Annotated in this window: 15 protein-coding genes; 5 read left to right on the top strand and 10 right to left on the bottom strand. The window is 51.6% G+C overall.

The window, feature by feature from the left end:
• Positions 1 to 93: 93 nt before the first annotated feature.
• Genes JYE49_RS01960 through JYE49_RS01970 form a run of 3 tightly spaced genes read left to right on the top strand, consistent with a single transcriptional unit; the run spans position 94 to position 2,827 of the window.
• On the top strand, positions 94 to 705 hold the full coding sequence (locus tag JYE49_RS01960) for a TetR/AcrR family transcriptional regulator (protein WP_093955811.1): 612 nt from the start codon (positions 94 to 96) through the stop codon (positions 703 to 705).
• Between the two features lie 12 nt (positions 706 to 717).
• Complete coding sequence (locus tag JYE49_RS01965; protein WP_346763054.1) at positions 718 to 1,962, top strand: MFS transporter; 1,245 nt, start codon at positions 718 to 720, stop codon at positions 1,960 to 1,962.
• Positions 1,963 to 1,990: 28 nt separating this feature from the next.
• Positions 1,991 to 2,827, top strand: a complete 837-nt coding sequence (locus JYE49_RS01970) for a CPBP family intramembrane glutamic endopeptidase (RefSeq protein ID WP_093955813.1) — start codon at positions 1,991 to 1,993, stop codon at positions 2,825 to 2,827.
• Positions 2,828 to 2,881: 54 nt separating this feature from the next.
• Here JYE49_RS01970 and JYE49_RS01975 read toward each other — a convergent pair whose 3' ends face one another.
• From JYE49_RS01975 to JYE49_RS01990, 4 genes are all read right to left on the bottom strand, one after another.
• On the bottom strand, positions 2,882 to 3,355 hold the full coding sequence (locus JYE49_RS01975) for an SH3 domain-containing protein (RefSeq protein WP_093955814.1): 474 nt from the start codon (positions 3,353 to 3,355) through the stop codon (positions 2,882 to 2,884).
• 94 nt (positions 3,356 to 3,449) lie between these two features.
• The gene (locus JYE49_RS01980; RefSeq protein ID WP_179217152.1) at positions 3,450 to 3,965 is read right to left on the bottom strand and encodes a GNAT family N-acetyltransferase; all 516 of its coding nucleotides are present in this window, start codon (positions 3,963 to 3,965) and stop codon (positions 3,450 to 3,452) included.
• A gap of 185 nt (positions 3,966 to 4,150) precedes the next feature.
• Positions 4,151 to 6,061, bottom strand: a complete 1,911-nt coding sequence (locus JYE49_RS01985) for a hypothetical protein (protein WP_093955816.1) — start codon at positions 6,059 to 6,061, stop codon at positions 4,151 to 4,153.
• Between the two features lie 22 nt (positions 6,062 to 6,083).
• Positions 6,084 to 8,150 carry an efflux RND transporter permease subunit gene (locus tag JYE49_RS01990; protein ID WP_093955817.1) on the bottom strand — a complete coding sequence of 689 codons (2,067 nt, stop codon included), beginning with the start codon at positions 8,148 to 8,150 and terminating at the stop codon, positions 6,084 to 6,086.
• A gap of 194 nt (positions 8,151 to 8,344) precedes the next feature.
• Between JYE49_RS01990 and JYE49_RS01995 the strand changes: the two genes are divergently transcribed.
• On the top strand, positions 8,345 to 8,914 hold the full coding sequence (locus JYE49_RS01995; RefSeq protein WP_179217153.1) for a TetR/AcrR family transcriptional regulator: 570 nt from the start codon (positions 8,345 to 8,347) through the stop codon (positions 8,912 to 8,914).
• Here the strand turns inward: JYE49_RS01995 and JYE49_RS02000 are convergent.
• Positions 8,909 to 9,766, bottom strand: coding sequence for a CPBP family intramembrane glutamic endopeptidase (locus tag JYE49_RS02000; protein ID WP_093955819.1), 858 nt, complete (start codon positions 9,764 to 9,766; stop codon positions 8,909 to 8,911). The two genes, JYE49_RS01995 and JYE49_RS02000, sit on opposite strands and share 6 nt — an antisense overlap.
• Positions 9,767 to 10,018: 252 nt before the next feature.
• Here JYE49_RS02000 and JYE49_RS02005 point away from each other — a divergent pair, with 252 nt between their 5' ends.
• Complete coding sequence (locus JYE49_RS02005; protein WP_093955820.1) at positions 10,019 to 11,233, top strand: glycoside hydrolase family 18 protein; 1,215 nt, start codon at positions 10,019 to 10,021, stop codon at positions 11,231 to 11,233.
• 70 nt (positions 11,234 to 11,303) lie between these two features.
• Here JYE49_RS02005 and JYE49_RS02010 read toward each other — a convergent pair whose 3' ends face one another.
• The 5 genes from JYE49_RS02010 to JYE49_RS02030 all read right to left on the bottom strand — a co-directional run bounded on the left by JYE49_RS02010 (position 11,304) and on the right by JYE49_RS02030 (position 15,589).
• Positions 11,304 to 11,969 (bottom strand): hypothetical protein, encoded by a 666-nt coding sequence (locus tag JYE49_RS02010; RefSeq protein ID WP_093955821.1) that lies wholly within the window; start codon positions 11,967 to 11,969, stop codon positions 11,304 to 11,306.
• 57 nt (positions 11,970 to 12,026) lie between these two features.
• Entirely contained in the window at positions 12,027 to 12,611 is a 585-nt protein-coding gene (locus JYE49_RS02015; protein WP_093956459.1) for a DJ-1/PfpI family protein, read from the bottom strand.
• Positions 12,612 to 12,778: 167 nt separating this feature from the next.
• Entirely contained in the window at positions 12,779 to 13,429 is a 651-nt protein-coding gene (locus JYE49_RS02020; protein WP_093956460.1) for an HAD family hydrolase, read from the bottom strand.
• Positions 13,430 to 13,431: 2 nt separating this feature from the next.
• Complete coding sequence (locus JYE49_RS02025) at positions 13,432 to 14,244, bottom strand: methyltransferase domain-containing protein (protein WP_093955822.1); 813 nt, start codon at positions 14,242 to 14,244, stop codon at positions 13,432 to 13,434.
• A 295-nt stretch (positions 14,245 to 14,539) separates the two neighbouring features.
• Positions 14,540 to 15,589, bottom strand: a complete 1,050-nt coding sequence (locus JYE49_RS02030; protein WP_093955823.1) for a M42 family metallopeptidase — start codon at positions 15,587 to 15,589, stop codon at positions 14,540 to 14,542.
• Between the last annotated feature and the right edge of the window lie 7 nt (positions 15,590 to 15,596).

The following is a 15,596-nucleotide window of genomic DNA, read 5'->3' on the forward strand; positions in this document are numbered from 1 at the left end:
CAAGCAGAAAAAGACGCGCTATAATCACAATCGACCGTTAGTCGGTTTTGTTCTGAATGTGCACAAAGAACAATGTTTGGGAGGAGTCACAGAATGAAAAAAGGGGAAAAGCGTAAGCTGGATCTGATTCAGATTGCCTACCGGCTGTTTGTTTCCAGGGGATACGAGCATACCAGCGTGGATGAGATCATTGAAGAAGCCGGCATCGCCAAGGGCACATACTATTATTACTTCCAGAGCAAAGAACAGATGCTGGAGGAAGTGATCGAGATGATGCTGCAGGCGGAAGCGGAAAAGGCTGAAGCTGTTCTCCATACAGATCTTTCTGTGCCTGAAAAGATCGTCGGGATCATCGCATCCATCCAGCCCGCCCAGGAAGAGCGGACCATTGATAACGCCCTGCACCAGCCGGAAAACATCCTGATGCATAACAAGATCAAGGGACGTTTGTATGACCTGATTGTGCCGATCCTGTCACGGGCGGCGGAGGAGGGCGTGGAAAAAGGCCTGTTCCATTGTGACAATATTCCGGAACGGGTACGGATGATCATGATCCTCAGCGGCGACATGTTTGACGGGCATATTCCTGCCACACAAGCAACCATCGACGTTTTTATCGACACTACAGAGAAGATCCTCGGCGCGGAGCCGGGGACAATGGGTTTTATCCGCGGGCTGATTCAGCACACGGAGGATATTCAGTAAAGAAGGATCATTGTGAAAACCAAATCAAATCTACGGAAATTCATTCTGCTTTGGGCAGGAGAACTGATTTCATCCATCGGGGGCGGACTGACCAGCTTTGGCCTGGGGGTTTACATTTTCCAGCAGACAGGAAGCGCAGCCAACATGGCGCTGATCACACTGCTTGGATTTCTTCCCACACTGCTGCTCAGTGTGCCTGCAGGCGCACTGGCAGACCGGTATGACCGACGGCTGCTGATGATGATCGGAGACGGATGCTCCGCACTGGGCATTGTTTTTATCCTGGTGTGCATGATGAACGGCGGAGCGACGCTGGCACAAATCTGTATCGGCGTGCTGATCAGCTCCGTGTTTTCCGCGCTGCTGGAACCTGCGTTCCGGGCCACAATCACAGACCTGCTGACAAGGGAAGAGTTTTCCCGGGCCAGCGGACTGGTGTCCCTGGCGGGCAGTGCCCGATATCTGTTTTCCCCGATCCTGGCTGGTTTTCTGCTGACGGTCAGCGACGTGAAACTGCTGCTGGTGATTGATATCTGCACCTTTTTCCTGACGGTGATCAGTGCCGCGGTGGTTCGGAAAAGCATTGGAAAGAAAACTGCGGAAAAGAAGGAGGGCCTTCTGGACAGTATCCGGGACGGATGGAGGATCCTGCGGTCTGAAAGAGGCGTGCTGCTCCTGGTACTGGTTTCCTCCGCTATCACCCTGTTTATGGGAATGTTCCAGATCCTGGCGGAGCCTATGGTACTCTCTTTTTCAGATGAAAAGACACTGGGAATCACTGAAACCATCTGTGCCAGCGGCATGCTGGTATCCGGGCTGATCCTGGGCATGCGGGGAATCAAAAGGAACTTTACCGGCATCATGAGCATGTCGCTTGCTACGGCAGGGATTATGATGATCGGTTTCGGCTTGTTTGAAAACATCTGCACAATCTGCATTTCCGGGTTCCTGTTTTTTGCTGCCCTGCCTTTTGCCAACAACTGCCTGGACTACCTGACGAGAACCCATATTCCTGACGATGTCCAGGGCAGGGTATGGGGACTGATCGGCTTCCTGTCCCAGTTTGGCTACGTGATCGCCTATGCCGTATCCGGTGTTGCCGCTGACGCACTGGGTCAGTGGACAGGCATGGGAGTCGGAAGGGGATCCGCCATGGTAATCCAGGCGGCGGGCGGAATGATGGCGGCCATCGCTGTCAGCATGCTTTTCATCCGGAGCATCCGGGGACTGGAAAACAAAACGGAACAAACAGCATAAACAATAAGAATTAAGGAGAAAAATGAATATGCAGCATACAGCCTATCGATACAGGCCTGTGTTGTTTTTTGCACTGGCTTATCTGTTCACATGGATTTTCTGGATACCGGCAATCTTTATCAAGGGAAATACCGGCACGTTCCTGATGATGCTGGGGCTTATTGCTCCGGCGGTGGTTTCCACACTGTTTGTTGTCTTTTCCGGATCGGACGCGCTCAAAAAGGATTTGCGGCAGAAGATCGTCGGTTTTTACAAGGTGAAATGGATGAACGTCCTGCTGGCGATCCTGGTATTCGCCGGGATTACAGCCTGCTCCATCCTGCTGTCCATGGCATTCGGTCAGCCGCTGAGCCAGTTCTCCCTTACCGAGGATTTTTCCTTTACCGGTGTGGGAATCGGCAGCGCGCTGCTGACAATCCTGGTTGCTTCGATTATCGAGGAAGTGGGCTGGAAGGGATACTGTGAGGATTCCATCGGAAACTATATGAACTGGTTCTGGGAATCCATGATTTTCGGTGCACTCTGGTCTTTCTGGCATTTCCCACTGATCTTTATCCAGGGTACCTACCAGGCAGGACTGATGGTGAACCCGCTGTATGTGATCAACTTCTTTGTGAGCGGTATTCCGCTTGGATTCATCATCACCTGGGTCTACCTGGCCAGTGACCGGTCAATCCTGGCCTGTATGATCTTCCATCTGTTTGTGAATTTCATGCAGGAAAAGATCGCATTGACTCCGGAAACCAAATGTGTGGAAACGCTTGTTGTGACAGCAGCCACAGTGATCATCGTGATCGTCAAAAAAGATATGTTCTTTGAAACACGCCATGTAGGCAGGCTCCTGGAATCTGTCACGGCAAAATAAATAAAGCAATGGCACCTGCAGCCGCAGGTGCCATTAAACTATATCGGGATATATTTACTTGTGAATCCAGCCGGAAGCGCCGCGCAGGCCGACAACGAGCCATTCGCCGTCATCCTTCAGGATGGGCAGGACAGTATCCTTGTCCAGCAGGCCAACCTTCAGCGCAGAGGTATCATTCCAGGCATAGACCGGGGTGGTGCCATCCGCACGGTACCAGGCCGGATCGATGGCAAGGTAGTCAGCTTTTACCCAGCCTTCAGCGCTATCTTCAGAATCGCCGGTAAAGATATGGGCCCAGCCGTCTTTCTGCTCATATACAATGATCCGGGCTCCGTCATGCAGGGTATCCAGTACTCCGGCGTTGGCACCGGGAGCCTGGCGCAGGGTCAGGTTTTCGCACAGTACCACAGCTGAAAGGCCGATCTGTCCTTCCCCGTAGGGCGGAATGATTTCAGCCTGAACGGTCATCATACTTCCGATAATCATTATCATCACTGTCAGAATCACTAACCAAACATGTTTCTTCATAGCAGTAGTCCTCCTTCATGATTCATACAACAATATAACGAAAAAACCGGTGGTTTTGTTCCCTTTATGCGAAAGGGCGGGGACAGGAAAGGGTTCAGATCGCCTTTTTATATACCAGCATTCCATTGCCGTAAGGATCATCTTCTGCGCCAAATTCTTCCGTCACGAACTGATAACCGCTCTTTTCCAGCACCTTCGCGGAGGCTTCATTTCCATGCACCACACGCCCGCTGATCTCCCTGATTCCAAAGCGTGAGAATATGAAACCGGACATGGCGTTCAGCAGTTCGGTGGCATACCCCCTGCCGCGGTATTTCTGCCCGATGCAGTAGCCGATTTCAGCCTCGTCAGGATTGCCTTCCACTTCACTGATGCCGGTATCGCCGATCAGTTCCCCGGTTTCCTTCAGCTCCACACCGAGGACAAAGGGCAGATGGCTGTTGTTAACACAGTCAATATAAAAGCGGATGGCACCCTGTGCTTCCTCCAGATCTGCATAGCACTCATTCGGGAACCATTTGCGGACCTGATCATCCAGATGGTTTTCATACAGCTGCTGAGCATCTTCATCCCTGAACTTGCGGACAAGCAGATGCTCTGTTTCAAACATTTGTTCCATTTCCGTTCCTTCATATACATTGACATTCTGTGATCAAAAGATGTGGTGAAAAGCTTGATATCGCTAATTATCATATCAAATACATACATATCCAGTCAAAGGGAAAAGAGAACAGAGCGAAACCCGCAGCCGAATGAGAGGCTGCGGGCACATATTGTACAATCGATTATTCTTTTTTATTTCAAGTCAGTCCGGATCAGATACAGCGTTGTGGCCTGGATTCCTTCCGGAATGAGATCATAATGGGAACTCTGTGCTGCGTCACGGGTTTCCTCGAAAATCCTGAGGGCATCCGGCAGGGTGTCTTCCGCGTACGGAAGCAGGGAACGGGCCAGATCGGCTTCGGCGTCCAGGATGGACTGCTTCAGCAGCTGCGTGCCGTTTGTATAGAGGTTGTCCGCACCCTGGGCCAGCTGCGCAGCGCCGTCTTTCAACTGTACCAGTCCGGCGTTCAGCTTTCCGGCACCTTCTGCAGCCTGTGCTGTTCCATCTGTATATGCCTTTAATCCGTTTACGAATGTGCTGACCTGATCCAGCTTTGTTTTGAGAGCGGTCAGACTGTCCGCAGCTTTCTGGGCTTCCGCCAGCTTTGCCTGGACTTTTTCATCCGAGGCCAGATACTTCTCAACATTCTCTCTGACAAGCTCTTCTTTTTTCTCCTGAATCGCAGCATCGATTTTTGCAGCTGTTTCTTTTGCGGCCATCTGGGTATCCACAGCCCCGTTGACCTGGGCGGCCTGATCGGCAGTTATCTTTCCTGCTTTAACCGCAGACGTATACTGTTCCACGGTGAGACCCGGCTGTACCTTCTCAAGGACGGTTTCCAATACTTTTGCTTTTACCGCTTCCTCCACACCGGCCTTGATCTGCGATTCCTGCGCGTCAACTTTCGGACGGACGACGGCCTCCACCTGTCCGTATGCAGCTGTTTTCAGCGCGTCAGGATCCAGCTGTGAGAGAACTGCGTCCAGTGCCGCTGTATAGTTTTCAGCCGTCAGGGCAGGGAGCGTGATGCCTGCGGCGTCCAGTCCGGAAGCGGCAATCTGTGCGTTCGCGGTTTCCAGAATGGCGGCAAAGACCGTGTCTGCTCCTGTGTTCAGTGCTTCGTTGTTCTGCGTTAATGCGGTCAGGCCGCTGCCCAGCGTGGCCATACCGTCTGAAAGGGCAACAACTCCGCTGGCTTCTGTGCCTTCATCCGTGGAAGCTTCGATGCCATACAAAGCCTTTGTTCCGTCCGCCAGCTGCTTTGCACCATCATCCAGCTGAACCAGGCCGTTGTTGAGCTCATTGAGTTTCTGTGCAAGATCCTTCGTCTTCCCGGTTGTTTCGGGCAGGACTTCATTCCGGCTCATCGCAGACAGGACTGCCTTTGCCTCGTCCAGTTCGTTGTGCAGATCTGTATCAACTTTACCGTCAATGGTGTCGCAGGCAAGCCGGATGGGGTCAGAGGATACGAAGGTCATCATCCAGCCCAGATCTGTGTGATCCGCGTGGAAGGAAGCGGAAAAGGAAGCAGGAAGCTCCAGGGACGCGTCTGCACAGGGCAGGGCACAGCCTACAAGGATCTGCCTTCCCATTTCGGTGATCACAGAGGCGTTTTCCGCCTTCAGGCCGGAAACTCCGCTTTCAGGCAGCAGCATCGCAGTCACAGCCAGTGCCGGTACAGATTCGTTTGCCTGATAAGAGACTGTCAGAACCGCTTCGCCTTCCCGGTTCTTCAGCTCGGCGGGGGAGACAGTTTCGCCATCCAGGGTAATCGTCACGACCGGCACCAGGGCAGGCGCTTTATCAGAAGATCCCTGATAAATGATATCCCTGCCGTCAGCCTGCCAGGTCAGCGTGCTGCCGTCGAGAGAGAAGGTTTCTTTTCCTCCCAGGTTTTCAATGCCTGTCAGGAGGGTCTGATCTGTAATGGTGTCCAAGCCGTCCGGGTTTTCAAGCCGGATACTATCTGTAATGGAGGTTACGGTTCCGTCAGCACCGGCAACCACATATACTTTTTCCTGTTTGTTTACTTCCGCTGTTGCGGATACACATCCCAGCACCAACAGGATCGCAAGGATCATTGCAACTGTCTTTTTACACATAACGATCAATCTCCTTTCCCGTTCAGCGGGCAGATTTCATATCAAGCGTGGTATGCACAATGAACTTATCCAGAAGCAGCAGCATTGCCGGCAGCAGGAAGAGAACAACCGCCACCGAGAGCAGTGCGCCGCGGGCGATCAGCCGGCACATGGAAGAAATAATATCCACGTTGGAATACAGGCCGACGCCGTAGGTTGCCGCGAAGAATCCGAGGCCGCTGACCAGAATGCTCTGGGCGGCAGAAGCAACTGCTTTTTCAACAGCTTCCTTCTTATCCAGACCGGAAAGCCTGTTCTGCTTGTACCGGGTCGTCATCAGGATGGCGTAGTCCACGGTCGCACCCAGCTGGATGGTCGAGATCAGAATCGGACCGACAAAAGGCAGTTCCGTGCCGAAATAATACGGAATGCACAGGTTGGCGGCGATTGCAAGCTCAATGATGGCCACAAGCAATACAGGCAGCGAGAAAGACTTCTGGACCAGCAGAATGATGACGAAGATCGCGATGATGGAGATCAGGCTAACGACGGTGAAATCATGATCTGTGCAGGAAATCAGGTCTTTTGTGCAGGGTGCTTCGCCGATCAGCATCCCGCCTTTATCATATTTCTTCAGCACGGCGTTGAGACTGTCAATCTGTGCATTTACCTCATCCGAGGAAATCACGTAGGCTGAATTGATCAGCATCAACTGGTACCGGCCGCCCTTAACCAGCGACAGAATATCTTCCGGAACAAAGGATTCGGGAATGCCCGCGCCGAGCAGGCTGTCGATCCCAATAACATCCTTTACACCGTCGACCTGCTTCATTTCATCTGTCATATCCCGGACATCTTTCTGGGATACGCCTGAGTCCACCAGGAGCAGGTGTGTTGTGGCCATGTCGAAATTATCAGCCAGCTTATGGTTGGCGATGATTGACGGAAGAGTTTGCGGCATGACCTTGCTCATGTCATAGTAGACATGGTTGTTCGCATAACCATAGAAGGCAGGAACGATCATGATTACAAGTACAATGCAGAGCGCTTTATAATGCCGGACGACAAACCTTCCGATCCCCCCGACATCGGGAAGCAGCGGCTTGTGCGCCGTTTTTTCGATGACGCCATCCAGCAGGCGGATGACGCAGGGCAGCAGCAATACGGTTCCCAGCAGGCCCAGCACAACGCCCTTGCTCATCACGATGCCCAGATCCTTGCCCAGTGTAAAGCTCATGAAGCAGATAGAGACGAAGCCCGCGATGGTCGTCAGGCTGGAACCCAGGATTGACGTAAAGGTCATATGGACAGCTTCAGCCATCGCTTCATCTTTATCGGCAATCTTTTCCTTCTGCTCCTTATAGCTGTGCCACAGGAAGATGGAATAGTCCAGCGTGACACCCAGCTGCAGTACCGCGGCGACTGCCTTGGTTATGTAGCTGATCTCTCCCAGGAAGTAATTTGTTCCCATGTTCCAGAGAACCGATATCCCGATGCAAGCCAGGAAGATCAGCGGCAGCAGGAAAGAATCCATTGTGATCATCAGCACGACCGCGCACAGCGCCACAGCGATCGCAATATAAATGCCTTCCTGCTCCTCCACAAGCTGCTTTGTGTCGGTCACGACGGCGGACAAGCCGGAAACAAAGCACTTTTGTCCGGCTGTTTCGCGGATCTGCCGGATTGCTTCCATGGTCTCTTCTGAAGAGGAACCTTCATCGAAGAAAACAGCTGTCAGCATGCAATCACCGCGGCTGAACCGATCCCGGATATCTGAAGGGATGATATCCAGCGGAATCATTCCCTTTGTCAGGGAAGCATAACCAACCACGGAATCCACATGGGGGATTTCCCTGACGGTGTTTTCCATATCCTCCTGCTCCCGGATGGTCATCCCATCAGTGACCAGAAGGGAGAATGCGCCCTTGCCGAAATCCTTCAGCAGGATTTCCTGACCCTGGACGGTTTCAAGATCCTGGGGCAGGTAATATAACAGGTCGTATTTAGTTCTGGTTGCGGCCATTCCCAGTACGGACGGGATCATCAGTGCCAGGCACAGGATGATCACCAGGATCCGGTGACTGATCAGCCACTTTGTGAACCTTTTCACGTTTCCTTCCTCCTAAACCGAAGATTTAGAACACAATGTTGACTATCTCAACGCAGCGAATTATAATAATCTGCGTGATTGAAATCAATAATCAATTTGATTATCAATCGTTTGTTAATCAACATCGATCGGAACGGGCAGACGTTATCCGACAGATCAGGATAAAACTGTTGAGAAAGAAGGCAGGGGTATTTATGGAAACAAAGAAAGAAGACCGCCGCGTCCGCCGCACAAAAAAACTGCTGACGCAGGCATTGACGCAGCTGCTTCAGCAGAAACAGGTAAATGAGATCACGGTCAAGGAACTGACAGATCTTGCCGATATGAACCGGGGCACATTTTACCTGTATTATAAAGATATTTTCGATATGCTTGAAAAGATAGAAGATGAACTCTTTGAAAACCTGAACGGGATCATTGCTTTGCCGGAAAACACGGAGGTTTCCGAGCAGGCCAGGCCGATCCTGCGGGATTTGTTTACCTTTATTGAAGACAACCAGGAGATGTGCAGGGTTCTGCTGAGCCCCAACGGAGATATGAATTTCCTTCACCGGCTGAATGAGGTCATGCGGGAAAGGTGCCTTCATCTGTATAAATCCGCGGAACCGAAAGGTTCTGTAGATGAGTTTGACTACCATTACAGCTTTATCGTTTTCGGCTGCGCGGGAATTATCCGTTCGTGGGTGAACCGCGGCTGCCCGGAAGCCGCTGAAGAAATGGCCGAACTAACCAGCAGGATGATCCTGAGCGGCGGCCTGTCATGATTCCATGCAGCCGGCTTTAATATGAAGCCTGCGTTTATCCTGCCTGTCCGCGGCAAACCACAGGATAAGAGCAGCGGCCAGCCAGAGAATCCGGAATACATTGGCGGAAAGATCGCCCGGGAAGGGATCGAACAGAGCGTTCCAGTCAAAGATTACGCCGATTGAGTCAATAAATGCGTGATATACCGCGCAGGCAATGATGCTTTTTGTCGCCTTATAGATGGCCGCCAGGGTAAAGGCCCAGATCAGAATTGTGATTCCGAAACCGATCATGCTGTCTCCGTAATGGTGAGACGTTGGATCAAGCCATACCGGATAATGCCATGCATACCAGATGACGGAAGTGGTCAGGACGGAAAAGGGGAAGGGCATCCTTTTCTCCATTTCAGGCTGGAGCAGTCCCCGCCAGCCGGTTTCCTCGGCGATGCCGACAAAAGGAATCATGACGATAAAGAGCAGCGGAAGCATGTACCATGCCGTGCCGTTGGGCTTACCAAATAAGATTGCATATATGAGGGTAAACAGGCAAAACCCGCCGGTGATCAGAATGGTTTTTCCCTTATCCTCCGTGTACATGATATTGCTGAACAACTGCTTTACGCTGATTTTGTCCCTGACCAGGGAGATGATCAATACAGCAATAAAAGGCGTCGGCGTGGAAAACAGTAAGCCGATGATTACATACAGCACATAGCCGACTGATACAGCACCTGTTTTGCTATAAGCAACAGAATACGGCAGCAGCCAGACATGCAGTGTGACATAACAAAAGGCTGAAAGTGCGGCTACCAGCAGCAAATACCACAGCAGCCTGCCTGAGTAAATTGAGTTTTGTGTCTTATCGTTTACCATGGAATTTCTCCTTCCTTTCTGTGTGGTACGCTGGTTAGACGGAGATGTTCCGGTTTCGTTACAACAAAATTTTTTTATCAAAAAAGGACGTTCTGACCATGGACAGTTACACAAATGTGTATCCAAAAGCGTACGGATATAACAGCACAATCCTTGACAACAACTGCACAAAGGGAGACAATTACGATCAATTCCAGGTGTGATAGAATGAGCCCAACAAGGGGACAACAATTACATTTGGAGGGATGAATAATGAAGAAGCTCCTTTGCGTGTTACTGACTGCTGCCCTGCTCTGTGCCCTTTTCCTGGGCGGCGCCTGTGCCGAAACGAAGAAAGAGGAACCCGGCGTGACTGTTTACTTCCCGAACTGGAACATCTATTCCGACAGCCGGCAGGATGTGAACGGCCTGCCGTGGGATCGAATCGACTGCGTGAACCACGCTTTCTGGGAAGTCATTCCCCAGGACGGCGGATTCGCTATCGTGTCCACCGATCCCTGGGCGGATACGGATCCGGACAACCCCGTAGCCCATTTCGCCCAGTATGCGGAATGCGCGGAGAAATATCCTGACAAGCAGATCCTGATCTCCATCGGCGGATGGACAGACTCCGGTCACTTCTCCGAGATGGCGCTGACCAAGGAAAGCCGCGGATCCTTTATCCAGAGCTGCCTGGATACCCTGGACGCTTATCCTTTCCTGTCCGGCCTGGACATCGACTGGGAGTACCCCGGTGTGGAACGTGAACCCGAGGATGAAAGCGACGAAGGCTGCCCGGTGGTGGGCGACGACTGGACCAACTACACCCTGATGCTGAAAGAGCTCCGTGAAGCACTGGATGAGCATTTCGGCGAAGGAAAGAAGATCCTGACCGTGTGTGCCGGCGCCTCTGTCGGCTGGTCCCTGAGCAAGCAGGATTACGCTTCCCTGCATCCCTATGTGGACAAGATCAACCTGATGACCTATGACATGGCCGGCTCCTGGGAGGAGAACACGGGCCATCATACGGCGCTGCTGGGTGAAGTTTCCGCGGATACGGCCGTGAAATACCTGCTGGAGCAGGGTGTGCCGGCGGAAAAGATCACGATCGGTTCTCCGCTGTACAGCCATGGCTGGAAGATGCGTGAAGCGGCGGAAGAAACCGTTGGCGCTCCCGCTGACGCGATTGACGATATGACCTGGCATGACATTATGGCGATCGAGCAGGCTGCTGTGCCGGAAGGAATGCCCGGATGGCATAAGGGCTATGACGCGGAAAAGGGCGCTGCCTGGCTGTGGAACGACAATCCGGAAGCTCCCGAATACCTTGACTTCATCACCTATGAAAGCACCGAGTCCCTGGCGGCGAAGCTGGACTATATCAAGGCCAACGGACTGGGCGGCCTGATCATCTGGGAAGTGCACGGCGACAGCATCGACAACGATTGGCCGATGATCACACAGATGCACAAGGGACTGCAACCCTGAAGGGTTATCAAAAAGTAAAAAACTCTGGCGGCCTGATGACCGCCAGAGTTTTTATATCGGGCTGCAACGCTTATTGAGCAGGGATATCGACAGGGGACATTTCGATGCCCAAAGGCTGGAGCAATGCCTGGATTGTTTCCTGGGATTCTGCTTCCGCTTCACTCAGAACGAGGAACATGCCGGTGGCATGATGCCAGCTCAAAGTGACCAATACAGGCACTCCCTTTTCAAAAAGGAACAGATAGTATACGGGTTCTTCAATTTCCAGTTCAGGCATGTTCATAATGGCCTGCAGCGCAGAGGTGAGGGAAAGAATATCGACTCCCTTCTGACCGTTGATGATATTGGAAAGGGCGGTGATGCCGCTGGCCCGGGCCAGGAGCTGCTCCTGCAGGGCAGGGGAAAGGGCGTTAAACTTTTCCTGCTCGCTTTCGGACATCATCATTTTCAGCCATCCCATTGGGTCTGCCTGTTTCAGGCTGTATACGGCAACAGGCTTGTCATAGTCGCCTGTGTTGAACGTTGTCTCAAGCGTATCCAGATTGGCACTGGCAGACATGAATATTTCCAGATAATCCCGGCTCTGTACCATTTCATTCATCACACTGACAACCTTAAGGCCGGTTTCATAGAAGTCCGGAGTGGCGGCTGCTTCTTCTTCCGCCAGACAATATGTGCAGGACAGACAGAAGATCATGGCGCAAAGCAGTGCCATTATTTTTTTACAGTTTTTCATTGTTTCTACCTCCTTTAATGAAAAACGATTCATAAGTTTTCCCCTTTTACCGGGGACTTATCTGAACCCCATGCCGAACCTGACGGTATCTGCTTTCTCTTTGCCCAGAAGTCTTTCAAGCATTTCGAAAGCGACCGCCGGAGCAGTCTGGGGACAGTAAGACGTAATAATATTCCCATCGGTTACCACGGGCTCGTTGATCACATTGACACCAAAGCCGGTCAGCTCTTTCTGCCTGTAGCCATCCGCCAGATGATAGGTAGTGGCATTCCTTCCTGCCAGGACGCCGCTTTTGCCTATGGGAAGCGCCGCAACGCATACGCTTGCGATGACCTTTTCATGATTATTGAATTCCCGGATCAGTTCCAGGAAGCGTTCGTTATAGGCTTCTTCAAAATATCCGTAGAGGTGATCCCCGCCTGGAATGGCCAGGGCGTCATATTCTTCAGCATGAATATCCCAGATTAACTTGTCTGTCTTAATTTCAGTGTTCCAGAAAGCACTGGGAACAGAAGCATTAAAGCCACAGGTATCCAGTTCAATATCATAACCGTATTCGCTTTTTGCCCATCCGACAACGTCATAGAAGGGGGCGAATTCCATCATTTCAAAGCCTTTACAGCAAAACAAAAGTACTTTCATATCGTGCATATTGATCCTTCCGGTTTCCTGTTTCCAGACATGACAGGCTCAGGAACAGAAACCATCATACCAAATTCAGCTATATCAAGTCAAAAAGAGGCGGAGGCGAGGCTGCCAGAGCAGAGCAGATAAAAAAGAGGCCCCAAGGGGCCTCAGGATAAAGCTATTTACAGAAGAAGCTTTTCAATTTCAGCAGGAGTAGCTGCGATGAAGGTCGCCCCTGCATCAGTCAACTCTTGCCGGTCGCCGTATCCGAACAGGACACCGATGGAGTCCAGGCCATTCTCTTGAGCACCGATGATATCGTGTTTCCTGTCGCCGATCATAATGACGGAGGATTTGTCGGTTATATTGCAGCTTTCCAGCGCGTAACGGATGATGTCTGCCTTTTTATTCCTGGTATCATCCATCGTGGCACCGGCGACAAAGTCGAAATAATCATACAGCTTGAAGTGACGCAGAATCTCCAGTGTAAAGGCTTCCGGCTTGGAAGTTGCGACGATGAGCTTTTTGCCGCTTGCCTTCAGGTGATCCAGCATTTCCGGTATGCCGTCGTAGACCGAGTTCTCCAGCATTCCCTGCTTCCTGAAATATTCGCGGTAATAACCGACGGCAAGCTCGCTCTGGTCCGGGGTAAAATGATAAAATTCTTCGAAAGAACCTTTCAGGGGCGGCCCTATGAATTTAAATAAATCCGCACGGTCGGGCACCTCGATATTGAACTTTTTCAGGGCATACATGACGGAGTTGGTTATGCCAAGGCCGGGATCGGTCAGTGTTCCGTCCAGGTCAAACAGGATGTAATCATATGTATTCATGTTCATTTCACCTTCTTTTCCGCAACCATGATGTCCATACAGTGCTGATGGGGGATGCCGCCGCTGTTGCAGTCAAAGAGTTCCTCATCAATCCTGTGCATATGCCAGTCATGATAGTATGTGAACAGTTCTCCGCTCTTCCACTCATAACGGTTGCCCTTTTTCTCTCCTGAGCGCTTCAGATAGGGCTTGGATACGAACACGTTGAGCGCGTGCAGCCCGCCGTCATTGGTATACTTTTTCAGGTTGTCCGTGACTTCTTCCCGGATGTCCGGGCGGAGAAAGTGGAAAACGCCGCTGCTCAGGATAATGTCATATTTTTCTGTCAGCCGATAATCTGAGATGTCGGCCTTGAAGAAATCCACGCGGGTACTGCATCTTTCCGCCAGGATACGGCCTTTCTCCAGACCGTTTTCAGCAATATCAATGGCGGATACGCGGTAGCCGTTCCGGGCCAGGAAAACAGCGTCCTTTCCTTCGCCGCAGCCGATATCCAGCACCTTATATGGCTTTACCGGCGGCCGCAGCCGCAGGATATCATAGCAAAGACGGTTGGGTTCAATACCCCAATAGTATTCTGAAGTCTGGTATCTTTCCTCATAATCGGCCAGGATCGGAGACCGGTATCCCACAAGGGCGTCCACGGTTGTTCCCAGCACTTCCGCAAGCGCTGTCAGCAGTTCCACATCCGGATGGGATGCATCTGTTTCCCACTTTGAAACAGCCTGGAAGGAGACGGACAGTTTTTCCGCCAGTTCCTTCTGTGTCATTCCCAGAGCTTTGCGTTTCCTGGTAATCGTTTCACCGATACTCATGGTACCCCTCCCCGGAATTCATCTTCTGATGAGTCCATTATAGGGGAGAATTCCACGAAAACAATAATCTGTTTGGAGAATTAAAAAGAAAAATCAACCAATGGTAGAATAATCGAACACCCGGGTATTCCCGGGTGTTCATTCGTCCTTCGGACGCAGCAAGGGATTTCTCCACTACGGCTGCGCCTTCGGTCGAAATGACAAAGTGGACACTGGAGATCATCTGCACAGTGTCCACTTTGGTTTTGCCAACAGCCCACCAGGCTGATATTCGGCTTACTCTACTAGTATCCTCTTACGCCAGCGCGTAGGCAACCAACAGGCGCAGCACGTTTTCCGCGCCATCCCGGTGGCTTCTCTCATAACCATGGGAAGCATATACTCCGGCGCCGATCAATCCATGACGGAGATCGTTGCCGGCTCCGAGCGTGGCTTCCACATCGCTTCCGTAATGCGGATAGATATCCACCGCATAATCCGCTCCGCTTGCTTTGGCTGCTTCAATGAGACCCTTGACAACCGGATAGCTGTAGGGGCCGCCGCTGTCCTTGGCACAGATGGAAACCTGCTTTTCCGTGCACTGCAGGCCTTCACCCACGCAGCCCATATCCACGGAAACGGCTTCTGTGCATCCTTCCGGGACATTGCCGGATCCGCCGTGGCCGACTTCTTCAAAAACGGTGATGTGGGCATAAAGCGCGCGCTTCGGGACAATCTTTTCATCCCGGATGTATTTCGCAAGTCCAAGGAGAATGCCGACGCTCAGTTTGTCATCCAGGAAGCGGGATTTGATGTAGCCGGTTTTGGTGATCCGGACATTCGGCTCAAAGCATACGATATCGCCAACCGCGATACCGAGCTTTTCCGTGTCTTCCTTTTTCTTTACATCCTCATCCAGGACAACCTCACAGGTGTCCCATCCGCGTTTGACGTTGTTGTACTCGCCGTTTACATGGATCGAAGCGTTGCAGAGCTGGAAGGTTCCTTCATAGACCCCGTTGAATTTTGTCACAACACGCACATTCTCCGTTTCGGCGTTGTTGGGATTCATACCGCCCAGGTTGGTGAGACGGAGACGTCCGTTTCCTTTGATTTCCGCAACCATACCGCCAAGGGTATCGACATGCGCTTCCAGAAGCAGACCGTTATCCTTGTCGCTGCCGCCGAAAGAAACAAGTACTCCGCCTTTGTTGGTAAGCTTTGCGTCAAAACCAAGTTTCGTAAATTCATCCAATACCCACGCGGCCGCATTTTCCGTATAGCCTGTAGGGGAATCGATGTTCAGGAGGGTTTCTGTTTCCTTAACCAGGAAATCTGTGTACTTCTTCAGACTGATCTTTTTCATAATAAAT

The sequence above is a fragment of the Aristaeella hokkaidonensis genome (assembly GCF_018128945.1).
Lineage (GTDB): Bacteria > Bacillota > Clostridia > Christensenellales > Aristaeellaceae > Aristaeella > Aristaeella hokkaidonensis.